Annotated in this window: 20 protein-coding genes and 1 tRNA gene; 15 read left to right on the top strand and 6 right to left on the bottom strand. The window is 64.0% G+C overall.

Features of this window, described 5'->3' with window-relative positions:
* Positions 1-5 precede the first annotated feature (5 nt).
* The 6 genes from rplQ to prfA all read left to right on the top strand — a co-directional run bounded on the left by rplQ (position 6) and on the right by prfA (position 3,734).
* A complete protein-coding gene (gene rplQ / locus SynRS9909_RS02490) occupies positions 6-356 on the top strand; it encodes a 50S ribosomal protein L17 (protein ID WP_007100640.1) in 351 nt (116 codons plus the stop codon).
* Complete coding sequence (gene truA, locus SynRS9909_RS02485) at positions 353-1,255, top strand: tRNA pseudouridine(38-40) synthase TruA (RefSeq protein WP_038000847.1); 903 nt, start codon at positions 353-355, stop codon at positions 1,253-1,255. Before rplQ ends, truA begins: the two co-directional genes overlap by 4 nt.
* Positions 1,256-1,412: 157 nt before the next feature.
* The gene (gene rplM, locus SynRS9909_RS02480) at positions 1,413-1,865 is read left to right on the top strand and encodes a 50S ribosomal protein L13 (RefSeq protein WP_007100642.1); all 453 of its coding nucleotides are present in this window, start codon (positions 1,413-1,415) and stop codon (positions 1,863-1,865) included.
* Positions 1,862-2,266, top strand: a complete 405-nt coding sequence (rpsI, locus tag SynRS9909_RS02475) for a 30S ribosomal protein S9 (protein WP_007100643.1) — start codon at positions 1,862-1,864, stop codon at positions 2,264-2,266. The genes rplM and rpsI overlap by 4 nt, the downstream gene beginning before the upstream one ends.
* 8 nt (positions 2,267-2,274) lie before the next feature.
* Positions 2,275-2,526, top strand: coding sequence for a 50S ribosomal protein L31 (gene rpmE, locus SynRS9909_RS02470; protein WP_007100644.1), 252 nt, complete (start codon positions 2,275-2,277; stop codon positions 2,524-2,526).
* A gap of 110 nt (positions 2,527-2,636) precedes the next feature.
* Positions 2,637-3,734, top strand: a complete 1,098-nt coding sequence (gene prfA / locus SynRS9909_RS02465) for a peptide chain release factor 1 (RefSeq protein ID WP_007100645.1) — start codon at positions 2,637-2,639, stop codon at positions 3,732-3,734.
* A 3-nt stretch (positions 3,735-3,737) separates the two neighbouring features.
* Here prfA and SynRS9909_RS02460 read toward each other — a convergent pair whose 3' ends face one another.
* Positions 3,738-4,238: an HNH endonuclease gene (locus SynRS9909_RS02460; RefSeq protein WP_007100646.1), complete on the bottom strand. Its 501-nt coding sequence runs from the start codon at positions 4,236-4,238 to the stop codon at positions 3,738-3,740.
* 71 nt (positions 4,239-4,309) lie between these two features.
* Here SynRS9909_RS02460 and alr point away from each other — a divergent pair, with 71 nt between their 5' ends.
* Both alr and SynRS9909_RS02450 read left to right on the top strand, forming a co-directional pair.
* A complete protein-coding gene (alr, locus tag SynRS9909_RS02455; RefSeq protein WP_038001614.1) occupies positions 4,310-5,461 on the top strand; it encodes an alanine racemase in 1,152 nt (383 codons plus the stop codon).
* A gap of 47 nt (positions 5,462-5,508) precedes the next feature.
* Positions 5,509-5,597: transfer RNA gene (locus tag SynRS9909_RS02450), tRNA-Ser, on the top strand.
* Positions 5,598-5,602: 5 nt separating this feature from the next.
* Here SynRS9909_RS02450 and SynRS9909_RS02445 read toward each other — a convergent pair.
* Positions 5,603-6,499: a serine hydrolase gene (locus SynRS9909_RS02445; RefSeq protein WP_007100648.1), complete on the bottom strand. Its 897-nt coding sequence runs from the start codon at positions 6,497-6,499 to the stop codon at positions 5,603-5,605.
* Positions 6,500-6,517: 18 nt separating this feature from the next.
* Between SynRS9909_RS02445 and SynRS9909_RS02440 the strand changes: the two genes are divergently transcribed.
* Positions 6,518-7,258, top strand: coding sequence for a C40 family peptidase (locus SynRS9909_RS02440; protein ID WP_007100649.1), 741 nt, complete (start codon positions 6,518-6,520; stop codon positions 7,256-7,258).
* A gap of 53 nt (positions 7,259-7,311) precedes the next feature.
* Positions 7,312-8,316 (top strand): glycosyltransferase family 2 protein, encoded by a 1,005-nt coding sequence (locus SynRS9909_RS02435; RefSeq protein ID WP_007100650.1) that lies wholly within the window; start codon positions 7,312-7,314, stop codon positions 8,314-8,316.
* Here SynRS9909_RS02435 and SynRS9909_RS02430 read toward each other — a convergent pair.
* The gene (locus SynRS9909_RS02430) at positions 8,274-8,753 is read right to left on the bottom strand and encodes a hypothetical protein (protein WP_007100651.1); all 480 of its coding nucleotides are present in this window, start codon (positions 8,751-8,753) and stop codon (positions 8,274-8,276) included. The genes SynRS9909_RS02435 and SynRS9909_RS02430 overlap by 43 nt on opposite strands.
* Positions 8,754-8,853: 100 nt before the next feature.
* Between SynRS9909_RS02430 and SynRS9909_RS02425 the strand changes: the two genes are divergently transcribed.
* From SynRS9909_RS02425 to SynRS9909_RS02405, 5 genes are all read left to right on the top strand, one after another.
* Positions 8,854-8,970 (top strand): photosystem I reaction center subunit VIII, encoded by a 117-nt coding sequence (locus SynRS9909_RS02425; protein WP_007100652.1) that lies wholly within the window; start codon positions 8,854-8,856, stop codon positions 8,968-8,970.
* A gap of 42 nt (positions 8,971-9,012) precedes the next feature.
* A complete protein-coding gene (locus SynRS9909_RS02420) occupies positions 9,013-9,504 on the top strand; it encodes a photosystem I reaction center subunit XI (RefSeq protein ID WP_007100653.1) in 492 nt (163 codons plus the stop codon).
* A gap of 120 nt (positions 9,505-9,624) precedes the next feature.
* Entirely contained in the window at positions 9,625-12,765 is a 3,141-nt protein-coding gene (locus tag SynRS9909_RS02415; protein WP_038001620.1) for an efflux RND transporter permease subunit, read from the top strand.
* Between the two features lie 143 nt (positions 12,766-12,908).
* Complete coding sequence (locus SynRS9909_RS02410; protein ID WP_007100655.1) at positions 12,909-13,988, top strand: fatty acid desaturase; 1,080 nt, start codon at positions 12,909-12,911, stop codon at positions 13,986-13,988.
* A gap of 92 nt (positions 13,989-14,080) precedes the next feature.
* Positions 14,081-15,010: a hypothetical protein gene (locus tag SynRS9909_RS02405; protein WP_038000851.1), complete on the top strand. Its 930-nt coding sequence runs from the start codon at positions 14,081-14,083 to the stop codon at positions 15,008-15,010.
* 1 nt (position 15,011) lies between these two features.
* Here SynRS9909_RS02405 and SynRS9909_RS02400 read toward each other — a convergent pair whose 3' ends face one another.
* The 3 genes from SynRS9909_RS02400 to psaA all read right to left on the bottom strand — a co-directional run bounded on the left by SynRS9909_RS02400 (position 15,012) and on the right by psaA (position 20,423).
* Positions 15,012-15,758, bottom strand: a complete 747-nt coding sequence (locus SynRS9909_RS02400) for a DUF3598 family protein (RefSeq protein WP_007100657.1) — start codon at positions 15,756-15,758, stop codon at positions 15,012-15,014.
* Positions 15,759-15,887: 129 nt separating this feature from the next.
* Positions 15,888-18,098: a photosystem I core protein PsaB gene (gene psaB, locus SynRS9909_RS02395; protein ID WP_007100658.1), complete on the bottom strand. Its 2,211-nt coding sequence runs from the start codon at positions 18,096-18,098 to the stop codon at positions 15,888-15,890.
* 21 nt (positions 18,099-18,119) lie between these two features.
* Positions 18,120-20,423 (bottom strand): photosystem I core protein PsaA, encoded by a 2,304-nt coding sequence (gene psaA / locus SynRS9909_RS02390; RefSeq protein WP_007100659.1) that lies wholly within the window; start codon positions 20,421-20,423, stop codon positions 18,120-18,122.
* Between the last annotated feature and the right edge of the window lie 282 nt (positions 20,424-20,705).

The raw sequence follows: 20,705 nt of genomic DNA, 5'->3' as shown, positions 1-20,705 counted from the left end.
GAACCATGCGTCACCAATGTCGAGTTCCCCAGCTGGGTCGTCCGGCTGACCAACGCAAGGCCATGCTCCGTGGCCTCACCACCCAGCTGATCCGCGAAGGCCGCGTCACCACCACCAAGGCCCGCGCCAAGGCCCTGCGTGACGAAGCCGAACGGATGATCACCCTGGCCAAAGAGGGGAGCCTCGCCTCCCGCCGCCGGGCCATCGGCTACATGTACGACAAGCAGCTCGTGCATGCCCTCTTCTCCAAAGCGCAGGATCGCTACGGCGACCGTCAGGGCGGCTACACACGCATCACCCGCACCGTGCGCCGTCGCGGTGACAATGCAGAAATGGCCATCATCGAATTGGTCTGAAGCCCACGGAGTCCACGGAATCGTCACCCTCGTCTGCTGCTGAAGGCATCCGCATCCAACGGATTGCCATCAGCGTGCAGTATGAGGGTTCGTCGTTTTGCGGCTGGCAGCGCCAGCGCCAGGGCACCAGTGTTCAGGGTGAACTGGAGAAGGCGATCGCCGCGCTCGATCCACACCGACCGGTGCAGGCTGTCGCCGCCGGTCGCACCGATGCCGGTGTTCATGCCGCCGGGCAGGTGGTGCATTTCGACTGTTGTGGACCGATTCCGGCCCAACGCTGGGCCCCAGCCCTGAATGGCCGCCTGCCCGGCACGATCCGCGTGCGTGAAGCGGTGGAACGCCCCCTCCACTGGCATGCCTGCCATTCCGCCAGCTATCGGCGTTACCGCTACACGATCTACAACGGACGCCGGCCCAACCTCTTCCTCGCCCCCTGGAGCTGGCACCGGTACCACTGCCGTCTCGACGAGGACGCCATGCGCCGAGGCCTGGACGGCTTGATCGGCAGCCACGACTTCAGCGCCTTCATGCGGGCCGGCAGCCGCCGGGCCCATGCCCGCACCACCGTTCAGGACGTGAGCCTCGAGCGACAGGGCGATGTCCTGATCCTGGAGATCCAGGCCAGTGGCTTTCTCTACGGCATGGTGCGTCTGCTGACGGGTCAGCTGGTGGCGGTGGGTGAGCATCGGCTCCACCCGCAGGCCTTCGAACAACGCTGGCGGCAGCGGCGGCGCCAGGAGGTGAAGGAAGCAGCCCCGCCGCAAGGTCTCTGCCTACTGCGCGCCGGCTATCCGGATCCAGTTTTTACAGAAGGCGGATGGTATGATTGTCAACCGCGGTTTTTTCTGGCAAGCCAGGATCCACCACCGGATCCACCACCGCTGCCGGGAATCAATTGACTCCGCCCCTTGCAGGCTCGGCACTCTTCAAGAGGACACCCACCACAAGGTAAGCTCATTGTTTGAGCTCGAATCAGTTCACGCCAGCGTGAACTGATTCCATCTGACCAGCTCCGCCCGCTCAGGTGGGGCATATCCGAACCGGCATGCCGGCGCGATGAACAAGACATCCGTTCCTTCCATCGATTCGATCGACCGCCAGTGGTATCTGGTGGATGCTGAGAATCAGACTCTCGGTCGACTGGCCACAGAAGTTGCCTCCGTGCTGCGGGGCAAGAACAAAGCCAGTTACACCCCCCATCTGGACACCGGCGATTTCGTGATCGTGGTGAACGCCGACAAGATTCGGGTCAGTGGCAATAAGGCGCAAGACAAGCTCTATCGCCGCCATTCCGGTCGTCCCGGGGGCATGAAGGTGGAAACCTTCGCCCACCTGCAGGAACGTCTCCCCGAGCGCATCGTGGAGAAAGCAATCAAGGGCATGCTTCCCCACAATGCCCTGGGTCGTCAGCTGTTCCGCAAGCTGAAGGTGTATCGCGGTGCCGAACATCCGCACGCCGCCCAGCAGCCCAAGCCCCTCGCGCTCGATCCCGCCGCCACCGCCCAATGAGCATGTCCAACTCCGTCGTCTACTGGGGCACCGGTCGCCGCAAAACCTCTGTGGCCCGTGTCCGTCTGGTGCCCGGCAGTGGCACGATCACCATCAATGGTCGCCCCGGCGACAACTACCTCAACTACAACCCGGCCTACCTGGCTGCGGTCAAGGCTCCTCTCCAGACCCTGGGTCTCGCCACTGAGTACGACGTTCTGGTGAACGTGCGGGGCGGCGGCTTGACCGGCCAGGCTGATGCGATCAAGCAGGGCGCAGCTCGGGCCCTCTGCGAGCTCTCCGCCGACAATCGCAAGCCCCTCAAGGTGGAAGGCCATCTCAGCCGCGATCCCCGCGCCAAGGAACGCCGCAAATACGGCCTCAAGAAAGCCCGCAAAGCTCCTCAGTTCTCCAAGCGCTGATTTCCGTCATGCCCAAGCCCGACATCCATCCCACCTGGTATTCCGACGCCAAGGTCATCTGCAATGGCGAAGTGGTGATGACCACTGGCTCCACCCAGCCCGAAATTCACGTCGATGTGTGGAGCGGCAATCATCCGTTCTTCACTGGTACGCAGAAAATCCTCGACACGGAAGGTCGTGTCGATCGCTTCATGCGCAAATACGGCATGGGTGGTGCTGGCAAAGCCGCTGGCGAAAAGAAAGCTGCAACTGAATCCTGAGCATTCAGTGCATCACAATCCAACGTCGCTCCTGAGCGACTCTCCCCCCCCGGCCCCGGACTGAAGTCTGAGGTTGGGGGTTTTTCATCACCACCCACCGATCGGAAGGGATGGACACCTCAACCCTGATCAGCCGCCTTGAGGCGGCCAGCACCAGCTTCCGCAACCTCGAGCGGCAACTGGCCGATCCCGATGTGGCGGCTGATCCGAAGCGGCTGGAAACGATTGCCCGGGAACGATCCCGGCTCGAACCGCTGGTTCAGGATTTCGCCAGCCTGCAACAGGTGGAATCAGAACGGGACCAGGCGAAAGCGCTGCTGCGTGAGAGCCGGGAGGATCCCGCCATGCAGGAGCTGGCGCAGCAGGAACTGGATCAGCTCGAGGTACGTCGCAGCGCACTGCTCGAGCAACTCACCCTGGCGCTGCTCCCCACGGATCCCCGCGATGGGCGCAGTGTGATGCTCGAGATCCGAGCCGGCGCCGGCGGCGATGAGGCCTGCCTCTGGGCCGGCGATCTGGCTCGCATGTACGAGCGCTATGGCACACGCCAACACTGGACGGTGCAACCGGTGAGTGCCAATGCCGCTGATCTCGGCGGGTACCGGGAACTGATCCTCTCGGTGAAGGGTGAGGCCGTCTTCAGCAAACTGAAATTCGAGGCCGGCGTGCATCGGGTGCAGCGCGTGCCGGCCACCGAATCCCAGGGACGGGTGCACACGTCCACGGCGACGGTGGCGGTGATGCCGGAAGCGGATCCGGTGGAGGTGCAGATCGACCCCACGGAGCTGGAGATCAGCACGGCCCGCTCCGGCGGCGCCGGCGGCCAGAACGTCAACAAGGTGGAAACGGCCGTGGATCTGCTCCACAAACCCACCGGCATCCGGGTGTTCTGCACCCAGGAGCGCTCCCAGCTGCAGAACCGGGAGCGGGCGCTGGAGATTCTGCGCGCCAAGCTCTACGAACGGCAGCTGGCCGAAGCCAACGCCCGCGAGAGCTCGGCCCGACGCGCCCAGGTGGGAACCGGCGACCGCAGCGAGAAGATCCGCACCTACAACGCCAAAGACAACCGCGTCACCGATCACCGCCTCGGTCGAAATTTCGGGCTTGACCCCGTGCTGGAGGGGCAGTTGGACGAGGTGATCGGCGCCTGCATCGCCGAAGAGCAACGGGCCAAGCTGGAAGCGCTCAGCAACGAGGCGGACGCCTGAGGGTCAGGCACCGATCACATATTTGGCCCACTCGCTGCGGCGGCCGGAATGGATCTGGCGGGTGGCCTCGAAACTGAGACTGCTGAGCGGACGGCGGGGCACCCGGCGCAGGGGCATGTTCGCCTCCTGGGGGGTGCGGTTGCCTTTGCGCACGTTGCAACGCAGACAGGCCGTCGTCACGTTCTCCCAGGTGTCGGATCCGCCTCGACTGCGGGGAATCACATGATCGATCGACAGCTGATCACCGCGGCTGCCGCAGTATTGGCAGCAGTGATTGTCGCGCTGAAACAGGTTGCGGCGGGTGAGCGGTAGCTGGCGGAACGGCACCCGCACAAACTGACGTAGACGGATCACCGTGGGCACCAACAGATCGGCTCGCACGCAGTGGTTGGGGTCGTGCTCCAGGCCCTCGGCCTTGCCCTTGAGCATCATCACCATGGCGCGGCGCCAGGTGGTGATGTTCAGCGGCTCGTAGGACGCATTGAGAACGAGTACCTGGCCCATGCCAGCCGCCTGTTTAAACGGCATGCTATCGGCATTCCACGCCCGTCAAGGTGTCCTTCACGACCGAACCGATGGCACCACAACGGGGGCCTGAGCTGCCAGACCCCCGCCAGCGGGCCTGGCTTGAGGTGGCACCGGCAGCCATCAGCCACAACGCCCGATCGATCCGCAGCCTGCTGCGGCCCGGCTGTGCCTTGATGGCCGTGGTGAAGGCCGACGGCTATGGCCACGGTGCGGTCACCGTGGCACGGGCCGCCCTCGCTGGTGGCGCCACCCAGCTGGGCGTGGCCACCCTGCAGGAGGGCATCGAGCTGCGTCAGGCCGGGCTGCGCGAGCCGGTGCTGGTGATGGGCAACCTCACCCAGGCGGACGACCTGCGCCGCTGCCTGCATTGGCAGCTGATGCCCACCCTGAGCGGCATGCGCGAAGCCCTGCTCTGTCAGAACCTGGCCAGCGACAGCGGGCGACGCTTCGACGTGCAATTGAAACTCGACACGGGCATGACCCGTCTCGGCTGCGACTGGCAGGAAGCACCACGGCTGGTCGACGCGATTCAGCAGCTCGACCGGATTCGACTCGAGGGGATCTACAGCCACCTCGCCCTCGCCGATGGCGACCCCAATGGCGACGGCGAACGGGTGACGCAGCAACAACACCAACGCTTCCGCGAAGCCCTGCGTCTGCTGCCCGAAGGAGACGCTGTGCACCATCTCGCCAATTCAGCCGGCACCCTGCGCGATCCTGAGCTCCATCACGATCTGGTCAGGGTGGGGCTGGCGCTGTATGGCCACAGCCCCAGTCCGCACCTCGATCACGCCGTGGCGCTTGAGCCGGCGATGACAGTGAGAGCGCGCGTGAGCCTGATCCGCCAGGTGGGCGCCGGAGTGGGTGTCAGCTATGGCCATCGCTTCATCACCGCAAGACCCAGCCGGCTGGCGGTGGTGGCCATCGGCTATGCCGATGGCGTCAGCCGCGCCCTCTCGGGCCGCATCTGCGCGCTTCACCAAGGCCGCCGCCTGCCCCAGGTGGGTGCGATCACCATGGATCAGCTGATCCTGGATGTCACCGATCACCCCAACCTGGAACCCGGCGCCGTGGTCACCTTGCTGGGGCGGGATGGCGATCTGACGATCCATCCCCGCGACTGGAGTGATCAGTGCGATTCGATCCCCTGGGAGGTGCTCTGCGGCTTCAAACACCGGCTGCCACGGCTGGTGATCTGAACCGCATTCCCCCGGCGCCCACTCCTTGATATGGTGGTGGCGCCGCTGGAGAGGTGGCTGAGTGGTTGAAAGCGGCTCCCTGCTAAGGAGTTACAGGAGGCAACTTCTGTCGAGGGTTCGAATCCCTCCCTCTCCGTTGAATTAAATCGCCTGTTCGGCCGAGAGCTCCCGCGCCAGAGTCGGCAGCAGATTCGAATCCTTCGCCCGATCCACCCCCTCACTGAACACCACCAGCAGACTGGGGGGCCTCTCCGGTGAGACCCACCAGGCCGCATCGTGGCGTGCCTGGCTCATCCAGCCGGCCTTGCTCCAGAGCCGGCTCCCCTCCGGCAGACCTTCCCCGAGGAAGCCATCCACCTGATTCTCCGGATCGGCCGCCCGCAGGGCCGGATCAAGCGAACGATCCAGCAGATCCCGCAGGCGACGGCAGGCCGGCGGCGACAGCACCGCATCGGTCATCACCGCTTCCAGCATGCGCGCCGTGGCAGCGGTGCTGAGGGCATTGCGGTTGGTGTTCCCAGCCCCATAGAAGTCACGTTCACGGCCATAGGGGCCTTCATTCCAGGTTTTCTGGCAACAGTTGATCCGCTCCAGTTCCGGCCATCCCAGGGTCTTCAACCAGTCATTCACCAACTGGCGCTGGCGCTGCCAGGTGGTCCAGGCCTCACCCCGCAGCATCGGACCGCTGGTGGTGCCGGTCAGCAGGTCCACGATCAGACCGGTGGCGTCATTGCAGGAGTCGGCAATCATGTCGCGCAGGGCGCGGCGCAGTTCCTCGTGGTCCAGCAACAGATCACGCTGCAACCAGTGCTCAACCGCCACCGCATAGATCAGCTTCACCACGCTGGCGGGATACAGCATCCGTTGGTCGGCCCAAGCCGCCCCCCGGCCACTGCCGGCGCCGGGCTCCTGCCGGTCGTATCGCACCCAGGTGATCGCCACCTGCTCCGTGAGCCCGGGCCGGTCCTCCGCCTCCAGCCGGCGCAGCAGCGCAACCAGCTGCTCCTGCATCGCCGGGTCGGGACGGTAGAACGCCATCACACTGGCTGTTGAATCATGCCGACCTTAGGCACACCGCTTGCCCCGGAACTGCTGCTGCCGGGCAGTGTCTGGCAACTGCGGCGGCCTGTGAACGGCTACGCCCGCAACGGCGGTGATGGCCTCGCCACCCAGGCGGCGGCCGGCCGTCGGTTTCGGGTGCAAGGGAGCGGCGCGGCGATCCGGCAGGGACGCGTGAGGGTAACCCTGCTCGAAGACGGCTACCCCTGCTGGCTGAGTCTCGCCGACCTGGCTGGACAGGCGGTGTCGACTGGGGCCTGGCAGCCCCAACTGCTGGATGCCGGCACCATCCGCCGGCGGTTGCCGGCGGTGCTGGAGTGGATTGCCGCCGCCGCCGCGGCACCGAATCACTACCTCTGGGGCGGCACCCTGGGGCCCGATCTCGACTGTTCCGGCCTGGTGCAGACGGCGTTTGCAAGCGCTGGCATCTGGCTGCCACGCGACGCCTATCAGCAGGAGCGTTTCTGCACGCCGGTCGCGGTCCGTCCCGGTGACGACCGCCTGCTGCGTCCGGGTGATCTGATCTTTTTCGGCACCCCGCAACGCTGCACCCATGTGGCGATTCATCGGGGCCGCGGGCAGTACTGGCACAGCTCCGGCCGGGAGCACGGCCGCAACGGCATCGGCTGCGACAGCCTCCATCCGAGCGATCAGCATCCAGTGGCCTGTCATTACCGGGCGGAACTGCGCGGTGCCGGGCGCGTGGAGCGCTGCCATGACGGCAGCACCCTGCCGTAACAACTCCGGCCGCGACAGCCCGATCTAGGTTGCCCTCACCCCTCCACATCGGGATGCCCCTCAGCGCCGCCGTTTCAGCCATCGCCCCGGATCAGGACGGCGCCGCTCTCGATCTCTCCGTGGTGGTGCCCCTCTACAACGAAGAGGAGAGCGTTCCGGAGCTGGTGCAACAACTGCTCCAGGCGTTGCGGCCCAGCGGCGAGCGCTTCGAGCTGGTGCTGGTGAACGATGGCTCCCGCGACGGCACCGCGGCGGTGCTCGAGCGACTGAGCCGGGAGATCCCCGAGCTGGTGGCCGTCCTGCTGCGCAAGAACTACGGCCAGACCGCCGCCATGGCCGCCGGTTTCGATGTGGCCCGCGGCGAGGTGATCGTGAGCCTCGATGGCGATCTCCAGAACGACCCCGCCGACATCCCGCTGCTGCTGGCCACCCTGCGCGAGGGCTACGACCTGGTGAGTGGCTGGCGTCACCAGCGCCAGGATGCGGCGATTCAACGCAAGCTCCCCTCCCGCATCGCCAATCGCCTGATCGGGCGCGTGACCGGTGTGCGCCTCCACGACTACGGCTGTTCCCTGAAGGCCTATCGACGCGAGGTGCTGGCCGACATGCGGTTATACGGTGAACTGCACCGCTTCCTCCCCGCCCTGGCCTTCATCGAAGGGGCGCGGATCACGGAGGTGAAGGTCAATCACCGCGCTCGTCAATACGGCAGCAGCAAATACGGCATCGATCGCACCTTTCGCGTGCTGATGGACCTGCTGACGGTGTGGTTCATGAAGCGCTTCCTCACCCGCCCGATGTATGTGTTCGGGTTCGGCGGGCTGGTGGCGATCGCCGGCAGTTTGATGGCCAGTGCCTATCTGCTGGCAATCAAGCTGATGGGTGAAGACATCGGCAACCGCCCCCTGCTCACACTGGCGGTGGTGCTGGGCCTCGCAGGCGTGCAGCTGTTCTGTTTCGGGTTGCTGGCGGAACTGCTGATCCGCACCTACCACGAAAGCCAGGGCCGCCCGATCTACCGCATCCGGGCCACGTTGCGAGGTGGACGCGCCTGCTGAAGTCGCTCGCTCGGGCGAATCGGCCCAGCGCAGCGGTGCGTGTCGATCGCCGCTGCAGCCGCCTCCACAACGCGGGGATCGACATCACGCAAGCCGCGCCTCAGCACGGGCAAACCGGAACGGTGTCCCCAGAGGCCGGCGAGACGCACCGCCAGGAGCCGCTGATCGGGATCGCCGGCGATGGCATGGCGCAGACACTCTTCAAGGGCGCGCCGCTCGGCCGGGGTCACCGGCGCCGTCCAACCGTCGAGTGGATCCTCGGCGCTTGGCTCCGCCAAGGCCCGCTCGGCTTGCACCAACTCCACCTGAGCGCGATTGAGAGCGGCCACAGCGCCGGCGTCCGTGCTGCGCAGCAACGGTTTGCGCGGCCGTCGCCCGATGCCCCAGAGCACGAGAGCCAGAACGAGGGCAGCGCCACCAGCGAAGAACTGAGACATCGTGGGATTGAACTTTTATGTCGCCGTGAAAGGCGACGGCAAGCGCTCGGAAAAGCGATCCCTACAGTAACGGCGGACCTTTTTGGCTTTGGCCATCGCCATGACTGGAGATTTCGTCGCCGCCTGGATGCCCTCCGTGTTCGTGCCCCTGGTGGGAATCATGGGCCCGGCCGTGGCCATGGCGCTGCTCTTCAACGTGATCGAAGCCAGCGACTGAGTCGCTCCCCCTGCGTCCAGCTCCGTCCTTCCGATTCCTCCCATGACCGTGACCCCCGTCGCCGATCCCACCGTCGGCAACCTGGCCACTCCGGTGAACAGCAGCTACTTCGCCAAGGCCTTCCTCAACGCCCTTCCGGCCTATCGGCCGGCCCTCTCCCCCAACCGTCGCGGCCTGGAAGTGGGCATGGCCCATGGCTTCTTCCTCTACGGCCCCTTTGCGGTCTGCGGCCCCCTGCGCAACACCGACTACGCCGCCACCGCTGGCCTGCTCGCCGCCATCGGCCTTGTTTCGATCCTGACCGTGTGCCTGTCGATCTACGGCACAGCCGGTCATGGCCCGAGCGTGCAGCCCGCTGACGCCACGATCGACAATCCTCCCGCCGATCTGTTCACCAAGGCTGGCTGGGCTGAATTCGCCAGCGGCTTCTGGCTGGGTGGCTGCGGCGGCGCCGCCTTCGCCTGGTTCCTGGCAGGCACCGCCATCGTGGCCCCGCTGGTGAACATTGCTGGTGGTGTCTGGAGCGTCGGCTGATTCTCCAGGTCAACCCCTGGACTGAACCCGTCACAACCTCATCGCCCCGGATGAACGGCACGCCGTCCATAAGGGGCTTTGTGCTGCCAGGATCTGGCGGCTTCTTCAGCAGGACCCGCCTTGCGGTCGATTTCCCAGCCGTTTCTGCGCCGACCGGTCTTCACGATCGTGTGCAGCCTGCTTGTGCTGCTGGCAGGGTTGGTGGCCCTGGTGGGCCTGGGTCTGGAGGACCTTCCCCAACTGGCCCCGACGCGGGTGAGCGTCAGCGCCACCTTCCCGGCCGCGGGCCCGGAGGTGGTGGAGCAGAGCGTGACCGCGGTGCTCGAGAAACAACTCAACGGCCTCGAAGGCCTGGAGAGCATGAGCTCCAGCAGCCGTCAGGGGGGCGCCAGCATCAGCCTGCGCTTTGAGAGCGGCGATCCCGAGCTGAACGCGATCAAGGTGCAGAACGAGGTGAACCTGGCGAACCGACGCCTGCCTCAGCCCGTCACGCGTCAGGGGCTGAGCGTGCGCCGCTCCTCCGATGACATCCTCTTGATCCTGGGCTTCAGCGCCCCCAAGGGCCTCTATGCCCCCACCTTCATCGGCGGCTGGCTCGACCAGAATCTGCGCGAATCGCTCCGCAGCACGCCCGGGGTGGGCGAGATTCGCGTGTTTGGCAGCAGTGAGCTGGCCTTCCGGCTCTGGCTGAATGCCGACCAACTGGAGCAATACGACCTCACCAGCAACGACATCACCACGGCCCTGGCCGAACAGAACGTGCTGGCGGCCCTGGGCAGCCTCGGCGAAGCGCCGGCGCCGGAGGGTCAGGTGTTCAGCCTGCCGGTGGATGCGGAGGGGCGCCTGCTGAGTCAGGCCGAGTTCGAGGCCATGGTGGTGAAGCGCAGTGACAGCGGCGGTTTGGTGCGCCTCCGGGATGTGGGCCGGGTGGAACTCGGCAAGGAGAACTACGGCAGCAGCGCCATGAACCTCCAGGGTGAGAGCGCCGTGGCCGTGGGCATTTTCCAGCGGGATGGCGCCAATGCGCTGGAGCTGAGCCGGGCGGTGCAGGCGGAGCTGGCGAAGCTGCAGGAAAGCTTCCCGCCCGGTCTCACCATGCAAGTGATCGTGGATGTGGCCGAAACCGTGCAGGCCAACCTCGATCGCACCACCGACACCCTGCGCGATGCGGTGCTGTTGGTGCTGGTGGTGCTGGTGCTGTTTCTGGGGCGTTGGCGTCTGGCGATGATCCCCGGCATCGCCGTGCCCGTGGCCCTGATCGGCAGCCTGGTGATCGTGAAACTGAGCGGCTCAAACCTCAACAGCCTGATCCTGTTCGGCCTGGTGCTCGCCACCGGGATCGTGGTGGATGACGCGATTGTGGTGAGTGAAGACATCGCCGGACGCATCGAACGGGGAGCCGAACCTCAGGGCGCCGCCGAAGATGCCATGGCCGAACTCGCCGGAGCGGTGATTGCCACCTCCCTGGTGCTGGCGGCGGTGTTCGTGCCGGTGCTGCTGATTCCAGGCTCGATCGGCCGCCTTTATCAGCCAATCGCGTTGGCGATCACCGGCGCCATTCTGTTCTCCACCTTCAACGCCCTCACCTTCACACCAATGGCCTGTGCCCGGGTGCTGGGGCCTGGGGGCGGTCGCCTGCCCGGACCGTTGAAGCGTTTGAGCGCCTCTCTCCGCAACGGGATGAGCCGCACCCAGGAGACCTATGGCCGCGTGCTGGCCACCTGGCTGCCCCGCGGCCGGCTGGTGATTGGACTGCTGCTGGCAGGGTTGGTGGTCACGGGCATCGGACTGGCGAGCATGCCCACCGCCTTCATCCCCGACGAAGACCAGGGTCAGGTTCGTGGCTATTTCACCCTGCCCGATGGCGCCAGCCTGGAACGCACCGAGGCGGTGATGGAGCAGATCCGGCAAGTGGTGGCCGACGAACCACTGATCCGCACCGGCAACTTCTATGCCGGTCGCTCCTTCGGCCAGAGCGGCGAAGACAAGGGGTCGTTTTATCTCAGGCTGGTGCCGCTCAAGGAACGTCCGGGCCGGGATCAGAGCAGTGAAGCGGTGAAAGACCGCCTGAATCAGGCCCTGCGCCAACGCATCAGCGATGCCCGTGTGATCGTGACCACACCCCCCACCGTGCGCGGCTTCAGCAGTGAGGCAGGTCTGCAGCTGGAACTGCTCGACCGCAGCGCCGGTAAGCTCAGCCTGAAGGAGTTTGAGGAGCAGGCCCAGCGCTTCATCCGCGCCGCGGAAGCAACCGGTCAGTTCGAGCGGGTGAGCACCCGCTTTGATGCCAGCTCACCTCGCTGGCGGCTGCAGATCGATCGCAGTCAGATGGCGGCCCTGGATCTCCCGGTGGGGCAGACCCTGCGGGACATCGGCACGGCGATCGGGGGGCGCTACATCGACGACACCTTCGAAGGAGGCCAGATCCGCTCGATCTACCTGCAGCTCGAGGGTGATGAGCGCGCCAATCCAGGCGACCTCACCGGCTTGATGGTGCGCAACCGCAAGGGGGCGCTGGTCTCCGTGGCCAATGTGGCGCGACTGGAACGGGCGGAGGGAGCCAACAGCATCACCCACTACAACCAGCGTCGTTCGATCAGCATCACGGCGATTCCTGCCGATGGCGTCAGCAGCGGCCAGGCGATCGACCTGCTGGAAGCGATCAGCGACCGCACCGGCGGCAGCAGCCTCGGCCTTGCCTTCACCGGCCTGGCCAACGAGGAAACCAAGGCGGAGGACGTGTCGTGGATTCTGTTCAGCCTGGGAATTCTGGTGGTGTATCTGCTCCTGGCAGGGCTCTACGAAAGCTTCCTCGACCCGCTGATCATCCTGCTCACGGTGCCCATGGCCCTGCTCGGCGCCCTGATCGGATTGAAGCTGCGGGGGCTGCCACTCGATGTGTATGGCCAGATGGGCATGTTGGTGCTGGTGAGCCTGGCCGCCAAAAACGGCATCCTGATCGTGGAATTCGCCAACCAGCGCCTGGATCAGGGGATGGCCTTGCTGGACGCGATCGAAGGGGCGGCAATCAACCGGATGCGCCCGATCCTGCTCACCGCCGTCACCTCCCTGGCGGGATTCCTGCCCCTGTTGCTGGCCAGCGGCACCGGCTCCGCCAGCCGCATCAGTATCGGCACGGTGGTGTTCAGTGGCCTGCTGGTGTCGACGCTGCTGTCGCTGTTTGTGGTGCCGGCGATGTATCTGCTGCTCAAGCGCTGGCGCGGTGTACGACCGGAGCCAACACCCCAGCTGGATGGATGAGGCCGACGCAGCAGGAAACGGCATAGATTCAGACACCGTGCCATCAACGGGATCCCCCGAGAGCAACCGTCTTGAACAACGTTGTCGATCCAGCTGCACCTTCAGCTTCGCTTCGCAGGATCGACTTCGAACTCGCTCCCTTCATGGAGAGCAACAACGGCATTGCCATCTGGCAGTTGGCGAGCACCGTGATCCCGATCATCGCCGTCGCCATCGCTCTGGCGGCAATCACCGAGACGCTGCAGGCCTGGAGCCTCATGAGCGCACCTGTGTTGATCACCTTGATGGTTCTGCTGCTGAGCAGAAGCTTCTCCCTGATGCATGACTGCGGCCATGGGAGCCTGTTTCGCTCCAAACGCGCCAATCGAATGGCGGCCTTTGGCTTGAGCCTGATTCACGGCATGCCCCAACACCCATGGTCCCGTGGCCATGCCTTTCATCACCGACACAATGGAAACTGGGACCTCTATCGAGGCCCATCCGCACTGATCACACGCCAACAATACCAAGAAAAAACACCATTCTCGCAGTGGATCTACCGGGCCCTTCGCCATCCTTTATTGCTATTTCCCGGCGGCTTCTACTACCTCATCATCAAACCAAGGCTGTCGCTGCTGTTGAGCAGTTTTGAATTCACGGCGCACAGCTTGACGAGCCTCTTCAAGATGCTGCAGACTGGTCAATGGCAGACACCAATAGAAGTTGCCAAGAGCTACCGGTCAAGCTTCTTCTATACGAGCGGCGAGCTCATCGATATTGCCGCCAACACACTGATCGTGACACTGTTGTGGTGGCAGCTCGGGAGCTGGATCGGCCATTGGCATTTCTGGATCCTCTACACCGTGGTGATGAGCTGCAGCGCGGCAGTCATGATCGCCGTCTTTTTTGTTCAACACAACTTCCCAGGCTCCTACACCAGCGGCAGTGAAAACTGGAGCTATCTCAAGGGAGCTCTGGAAGGATCCTCTTTTCTGCAGCTTCCTGCCTTTCTGAACTGGTTCACCGCAGACATCGCCTACCACCACATCCACCACCTGTCCGAACGCATTCCCAACTACAAACTGAAGCGTTGTCATCAAGCCAACCGCGATCGATTGCATGGGGTGCACCGCCTTCAGATCAAAGATCTGGGTCAATGCTTTAGTCTGATTCTCTGGGATCGGGAAGGACACCAACTCATCTCACCCAACGAAGTGATAGGGCAAGTGGCCACGGCCGGCTGATTCAACAGGGTCAAAGCGACGCGATCCATACCAAAACAAGGCGCATCCATTTGTAGGGTGTAAGAGCTTCGTCGTTCTGGAGCAAGCAGGTCATGGTGAGCAGCAGCCCTACTGAAGGGTCAGCCTCCTCAAAGCAGGCGCAGTTTTTTCCTTATGGAGAAGCAGCCAATCCAATCCGCAACGGCCTTACGGCTGCAGTGCCCTACCGCGCCTTCTCGCCCGACTTTTTCCAGGAACCAGGCAGCGCCGTGCTGCCCCTTGACCTCAGTGTGGAGCTGGGCTGCGAAGGGCCGGCCACAGGCCCTTCCCTCTGTGCCAATTTCGTGCGCCTCGATCACGGTGATCTGCGCACAAGCGCGACCGCCACGAGTCAGCTGTTCTTCGTGGCCGGAGGCGAGGGCGAAACCGAAGCCTGCGGCGCCCAGTTCCGCTGGAGCAAGGGCGACATGCTCGTGCTGCCGGCAGGAGGTGATGCGGTGCATGCGAGTGACGGCCGCGCTGGTCTCTACTGGGTGCATGACGCTCCCCTGCTGCGCCATCTCGGCGTGATCCCCAGCGAAGCCCGCTTCGCCCCCACCTTCTACAGCCATCACGACAGCCAGAGGCACCTCGCCGAGATTGCCGCCAGTCCGAGCGGTGCCAGGGCCAATCGGGTGAGCATCCTCATGGGCAACAGCGCCTTTCCCCAGTCGCGCACCGTGAGCCACACCCTCTGGGCCATGCTCGGGATTCTGCCGGCGGGTCAGGTGCAGAAACCGCACCGGCACCAATCGATCGCCCTCGATTTCGCGGTGGCCTGCCAACCGGGCTGTTACACCCTGATCGGCACCGAGCTGAATCCTGATGGAAGTATCCGCAATCCCCACCGGGAAAACTGGGTGGAGGGCGCCGCCTTTGTGACGCCGCCGGGCTACTGGCATTCGCACCACAACAACTCGGGCGCCGATGCCTATGTGCTGCCGATTCAGGATGCCGGCCTGCACACCTACCTGCGCACCCTAGACATCACCTTCAGCGCCTGAATCAGCGCCGCAGGCGCCGCAGAGTCGCCGACTGCCAGGCGCCGCTGCCGTCGTAGCGACGCATCAAATGCTCCAACTGGTTGAGGCCCGGTTTCCACCAGGCCTCAACCAGGAAGGCCTGGCGATGGCTCACCTGCTCCGGCACGCGAAAACCACCGGCGTCGGGCAGCCAGCGGACGCCGGCAAGATCAGCCGATTCGATCGTGGTCGTGATGGCCTGAACACTGGGCTCGAGCCAGTCTGCGCTGATCGTGGCCTCCTCTCCCTGCCAAGAGCCGAGTAACTGCTCGGCCGCAAGGGAGGGCTGCTCCTCAGTCGTCGTGCCGGCTCGGAACTCGCGAATCAGCACCGAACGCTCAAAGCGGCCGACCTCGCTGTAAAGAATCACCAGGCGATGGCGCCGGTCGCCGGCGAGGAAGCCGAATTCGCCACCGAAGGCCGTTCCAGGCGCCAACTGCTGGGACCCTTTGCAGAACGTGCCGGAAGGGAAGAACACCACCTGCTTGCCAAGGGTGCGGTAGTCCTGCTGCATGGCGCTGCTGGGAGTGCCACGCTCAGCCGCCGGGCCTGAAAGCGCCGCGTCCTCCCAGCGCTGCAACCCGAAGCGCACCAGACGCGCATCGTCTCCCTGCTCCAAGGTGAGAATCGAGGAGGTGCGTGACTGCTCTCGCTGCTGGGAATCAAGCGACGCAAACGTGCCGTGCCACTCGCCGAGGTTGCGCAGGAAGTTGTCCCACTGACTGGTCATCCGATCGCGGCCGCAGAGGGCGGATCCTATGGCCACACGAAAGCCACAGCCGCCATCAAAAAACCCCGCCCGATATACCGGACGGGGTGGATGAAGGACTCGCTGGTTGGCGAATCAAGCGACTGACAATCAGCCGAACTTGCCAGAGGTGGAAGCAATCAGGAAAGCGGCGTACGTGAGGATGTAGCCGATCGTGAAGTGGGCAAGACCCACCACACGAGCCTGAACGATCGACAGAGCCACAGGCTTGTCGCGCCATCCCACCAGGTTGGCCAAAGGCGTGCGCTGATGAGCCCAGACGATGGTCTCGATCAGCTCCTGCCAATAACCACGCCAGGAGATCAGGAACATGAAGCCGGTCGCCCACACCAGGTGGCCGAACAGGAACATCCAGGCCCAGACGGCGAGGTTGTTGCTGCCGAAGGGGTTGTAACCGTTGATCAGCTGGGAGCTGTTGAGCCACAGGTAATCGCGGAACCAGCCCATCAGATAGGTGCTGGATTCGTTGAACTGAGCGACGTTGCCCTGCCAGATGGCGAGGTGCTTCCAGTGCCAGTAGAAGGTGACCCAACCCACGGTGTTCAGAGCCCAGAAGACGGCCAGATAGAAGGCGTCCCAGGCGGAGATGTCGCAGGTGCCGCCACGGCCGGGGCCGTCGCAGGGGAAGGAGTAGCCGAAGTCCTTTTTGTCGGGCATCAGCTTGGAGCCACGGGCATCCAGGGCGCCCTTCACCAGGATCAGGGTCGTGGTGTGCAGGCCCAGGGCGATGGCGTGGTGCACCAGGAAGTCACCAGGGCCGATCGGCAGGAACAGATCGTTGCCACCGCTGTTGATGGCATCCATCCAGCCACCCATGTAGGCCGCGTTGGCATTGGCGGCCACACCACCGGCGTTGGAGAGCAGCACGTCGAAGCCATACATCGCCTTGCCGGAAGCGGCCTGGACGAACTGGGCGAAGACGGGCTCCACCAGGATCTGCTTCTCGGGCGTCCCGAAGGCCACGACCACATCGTTGTGGACGTAGAGGCCGAGGGTGTGGAAACCGAGGAAGAGAGAGACCCAGCTCAGGTGGCTGATGATCGCTTCCTTGTGCTCGAGCATCCGGGCCAGAACGTTGTTCTTGTTGGCCTCGGGGTCGTAGTCACGGATGAAGAAGATCGCACCGTGGGCGAAGGCACCGCACATCAGGAAGATGGCGATGTACTGGTGGTGGGTGTAGAGCGCTGCCTGGGTGGTGTAGTCCTTCGCGATGAAGGCATACGAGGGCATCGCATACATGTGCTGCGCCACCAGGCTGGTGACCACGCCCAGGGAGGCGAGGGCCAGGCCGAGCTGGAAGTGCAGGCTGTTGTTGATGGTGTCGTAGAGACCCTTGTGGCCAGCGCCCAGGTCACCAGGGGTGCCCTTGGGGGGATTGTGGGCTTCGAGGATCTCGCGGATGGAGTGACCAATCCCGAAGTTGGTCCGATACATGTGGCCGGCGATCACGAAGATCACGCCGATGGCCAGATGGTGATGGGCGATGTCGGTGAGCCAGAGGGCTTCCGTCTGGGGGTGGAAACCACCCAGGAAGGTCAGGATCGCCGTGCCCGAACCCTCGGCGGTGCCGAACACCTGACCCATGGTGTCGGGGTTCTGGGCATACACACCCCAGTTGCCGGTGAAGAAGGGTCCCAGACCGGCGGGGTGGGGCATCACGTTGAGGAAGTTGTCCCAACCCACGTGCTGACCGCGGGACTCCGGAATCGCCACGTGAACCAGGTGTCCGGTCCAGGCGATGGAGCTGAAGCCGAAGAGAACGGCCAGGTGGTGGTTGAGGCGTGATTCAGCGTTCTTGAACCAGGCCAGGGAGGGACGGAACTTGGGCTGCAGATGCAACCAGCCGGCGAAGAGAGCCCAGGCCGACAGGATCATCATGAAGATGGAACCCTGGTACAGCTCGGCGTTGGTCTTCATGCCGATTGTGTAGAACCAGTGATACAGGCCTGAATAGGCGATGTTCACCGGGGAGGACGCACCCGCCTGGGTGAAGGCGTCAATCGCGCCCTGACCGAAGTGGGGATCCCAGATTGCGTGAGCGATGGGGCGCACGTGCAGGGGGTCGGCGACCCACTGCTCGAAGTTGCCCTGCCAGGCGATATGGAACAGGTTGCCCGAAACCCAGAGGCCGATGATCGCCAGGTGACCGAAATGGGTGGAGAAGAGCTTCTGATAAAGCTTCTCCTCCGTCATTCCGTCATGGCTCTCGAAGTCGTGAGCCGTGGCGATGCCGTACCAGATACGGCGGGTTGTCGGGTCCTGTGCCAGACCCTGGCTGAACGAAGGAAATTTCGTTGCCATTAGGGAAAAGACAGGTGGAGATCAGCCGACCACAAGGATGTGGGCGTGGAAGAAGGCCCAGGTGGTCGCAATACCGCCCAGGAGGTAGTGGGCAACACCCACGGCACGGCCCTGGGTGATGGACAGCGCACGGGGCTGGATGGCCGGAGCCACTTTCAGCTTGTTGTGAGCCCAGACGATGGACTCGATCAGCTCCTGCCAGTAGCCGCGGCCGCTGAACAGGAACATCAGGCTGAAGGCCCAAACGAAGTGGGCACCCAGGAACATCAGGCCATAGGCGCTGGTGTTGGAGCCGTAGCTGTTGATCACCTGTGCGGCCTGAGCCCACAGGAAGTCACGCAACCAACCGTTGATGGTGATAGCGCTGTTGGCGAAATTGCCGTTGGTGATGTGCTGGACGGAACCGTCGGCATTCACCGTGCCCCACACATCGCTCTGCATCTTCCAGCTGAAGTGGAAGATCACGATGGACAGGGAGTTGTACATCCAGAACAGACCCAGGAACACGTGGTCCCAGGCGGATACCTGACAGGTGCCACCGCGACCGGGGCCGTCGCAGGGGAAGCGGAAGCCCAGGTTGGCCTTATCGGGCACGAGGCGGGAGCTGCGGGCATAGAGCACACCCTTCAGCAGGATCAGCACCGTCACGTGAATCGTGAAGGCGTGAATGTGGTGCACCATGAAATCAGCGGTGCCCAGGGGAATCGGGGCAGCGGCGACCTTGCCGCCAACGGCGACGACGGTGCCGTTGAAGACTTCACTGACGCTGGAGAGCGCATTGGGTGCGGTGCTACCAGCAGCAGCAGCGTGCAGACCCTGGATCCACTGCGCGAAGACGGGCTTCAGCTGGATCGCCGAGTCGCTGAACATGTCCTGGGGACGTCCCAGGGCACGCATGGTGTCGTTATGGATATAGAGACCGAAGCTGTGGAAGCCCAGCCAGATGCACACCCAGTTGAGGTGGCTGATCAGGGCATCGCGAGCTTTGAGCACCCGATCGAGCACGTTGTCGACATGCTTGGCGGGGTCGTAGTCGCGGATCATCGCGATCGCGCCGTGGGCCGCCGCACCCACGATCAGGAAGCCACCGATCCACATGTGATGGGTGAACAGACCGATCTGGGTCGGGTAATCGATCGCCATGTACGGATAGGGAGGCATCGCGTACATGTGCTGAGCCACGATGATGCTCAGGGAACCGAGCATCGCCAGGTTCACGGCCAGCTGAGCGTGCCAGCTGGTGGTCATGAACTCGAACAGGCCGTCATGGCCCTTGGTGGCGGGGAACAGCAGGGGGTCGCCCTTCTGCCCCTCAAGGATCTCCTTGATGGAGTGACCGATCCCCCAGTTGGTGCGGTACATGTGACCGGCCACGATGAACAGCACCGCAATGGCCAGGTGGTGATGGGCGATGTCGCTCATCCACATGCTGCCGGTGACGGGGTTCACGCCACCCTTGAAGGTGAGGAAGTCGCTGTAGGCAGCCCAATCGCCGCGGAAGAAAGCGCCGATGCCGGCACTGAAGCCGGGATAGAGCTGAGCCAGCAGATCCTGGTTGAAGAATTCGTGCGGCAGGGGGATGTCTGCCACTGAAGCGATGGTCTTGCCGTTGAGCACCAGCGGCTGGCCGGCGTCGATGGCATCCATCAACTTGGTGGTGGGCAGAGACACGTGCAGCAGGTGCCCGGTCCAGGAGAGGGAGCCCAGACCCAGCAGGCCAGCCAGGTGGTGGTTGAGCATCGACTCAACATTCTGGAACCACTCCAGCTTTGGCGCTGCTTTGTGGTAGTGAAAGACACCGGCGTTCAGCATCAGGCCGGCCATCACCAGAGCGCCGATGGCCAGAGACATCAGCTGGGTCTCATTGGTGATGCCCCAGGCACGCCAGACATGGAAGAGACCGGAGGTGATCTGGATGCCCTGGAAACCGGCACCCATGTCGCCATTGAGGATTTCCTGGCCGAACACCGGCCACACCACCTGAGCACTGGGCTTCACGTGGGTGGGATCGGCGAGCCAGCCGGAGAAGTTGGAGAAGCGGGCGCCATGGAAGAAAGCGCCGCTCAGCCAGATGAAGATCACGGCCAGATGGCCGAAATGAGCACTGAAGATCTTTCGAGAGACCTCCTCAAGGTCGCTCGTGTGGCTGTCGAAATCGTGAGCGTTGGCGTGGAGGTTCCAAACCCAGGTGGTGGTTTTGGGACCTTTCGCGAGGGCTCGGTCGAAATGCCCGGGCTTGCCGAACAGTTCAAAGGTCGCCGGATTGTTGACCTTTTCGACCTGGCTCTTCGCGGTGCTCCCACGCTCTGGTGGGCTGATGGTCATCGAGTCGTTCCTCGAGGGACGGGATCGAGGTGGTGGGCCACCCCTCCGACAAACCGAATGGCTCGCCGGGGCCCCGGGCACAGCTCAGCAGAGCGTCACCGCACCCGGGCGCCAGTGGTTGCCAGGAACAGAAACCCCTGACTCTCACTGGAGCATTGGGCCCCAAAGAGGGGACCGCTGGCGGAAGCATAGAGGCGAAGATCCATCTCCCGACCCAGGAGTTACAAAGGTTCAATCCCGCCGCGAACCAGTCGTGACAGGGGGTCTGCCGGCAAGCGATTA

The sequence above is a fragment of the Synechococcus sp. RS9909 genome, from assembly GCF_014279595.1.
Taxonomy (GTDB): Bacteria; Cyanobacteriota; Cyanobacteriia; order PCC-6307; family Cyanobiaceae; genus Synechococcus_C.
Note: the sequence above shows the minus strand (reverse complement) of the source record. Positions and strands in the feature narration are given on the sequence as shown.

Bases quoted from the DNA above. Each gene is read 5' to 3' on its own strand.
- SynRS9909_RS02460 (WP_007100646.1), bottom strand. From the start codon at position 4,238: ATGGGCCAGGTACTCGTTCTCAATGCGTCCTACGAGCCGCTGAACATC.
- rpsI (WP_007100643.1), top strand. From the start codon at position 1,862: ATGAGCATGTCCAACTCCGTCGTCTACTGGGGCACCGGTCGCCGCAAA.
- SynRS9909_RS02435 (WP_007100650.1), top strand. From the start codon at position 7,312: ATGCCCCTCAGCGCCGCCGTTTCAGCCATCGCCCCGGATCAGGACGGC.
- SynRS9909_RS02440 (WP_007100649.1), top strand. From the start codon at position 6,518: ATGCCGACCTTAGGCACACCGCTTGCCCCGGAACTGCTGCTGCCGGGC.
- SynRS9909_RS02430 (WP_007100651.1), bottom strand. From the start codon at position 8,753: ATGTCTCAGTTCTTCGCTGGTGGCGCTGCCCTCGTTCTGGCTCTCGTG.
- psaB (WP_007100658.1), bottom strand. From the start codon at position 18,098: ATGGCAACGAAATTTCCTTCGTTCAGCCAGGGTCTGGCACAGGACCCG.
- psaA (WP_007100659.1), bottom strand. From the start codon at position 20,423: ATGACCATCAGCCCACCAGAGCGTGGGAGCACCGCGAAGAGCCAGGTC.
- SynRS9909_RS02420 (WP_007100653.1), top strand. From the start codon at position 9,013: ATGACCGTGACCCCCGTCGCCGATCCCACCGTCGGCAACCTGGCCACT.
- rplM (WP_007100642.1), top strand. From the start codon at position 1,413: ATGAACAAGACATCCGTTCCTTCCATCGATTCGATCGACCGCCAGTGG.
- SynRS9909_RS02445 (WP_007100648.1), bottom strand. From the start codon at position 6,499: ATGGCGTTCTACCGTCCCGACCCGGCGATGCAGGAGCAGCTGGTTGCG.
- rpmE (WP_007100644.1), top strand. From the start codon at position 2,275: ATGCCCAAGCCCGACATCCATCCCACCTGGTATTCCGACGCCAAGGTC.
- SynRS9909_RS02425 (WP_007100652.1), top strand. From the start codon at position 8,854: ATGACTGGAGATTTCGTCGCCGCCTGGATGCCCTCCGTGTTCGTGCCC.
- SynRS9909_RS02400 (WP_007100657.1), bottom strand. From the start codon at position 15,758: ATGACCAGTCAGTGGGACAACTTCCTGCGCAACCTCGGCGAGTGGCAC.
- alr (WP_038001614.1), top strand. From the start codon at position 4,310: ATGGCACCACAACGGGGGCCTGAGCTGCCAGACCCCCGCCAGCGGGCC.
- prfA (WP_007100645.1), top strand. From the start codon at position 2,637: ATGGACACCTCAACCCTGATCAGCCGCCTTGAGGCGGCCAGCACCAGC.
- SynRS9909_RS02410 (WP_007100655.1), top strand. From the start codon at position 12,909: ATGGAGAGCAACAACGGCATTGCCATCTGGCAGTTGGCGAGCACCGTG.
- rplQ (WP_007100640.1), top strand. From the start codon at position 6: ATGCGTCACCAATGTCGAGTTCCCCAGCTGGGTCGTCCGGCTGACCAA.
- SynRS9909_RS02405 (WP_038000851.1), top strand. From the start codon at position 14,081: ATGGTGAGCAGCAGCCCTACTGAAGGGTCAGCCTCCTCAAAGCAGGCG.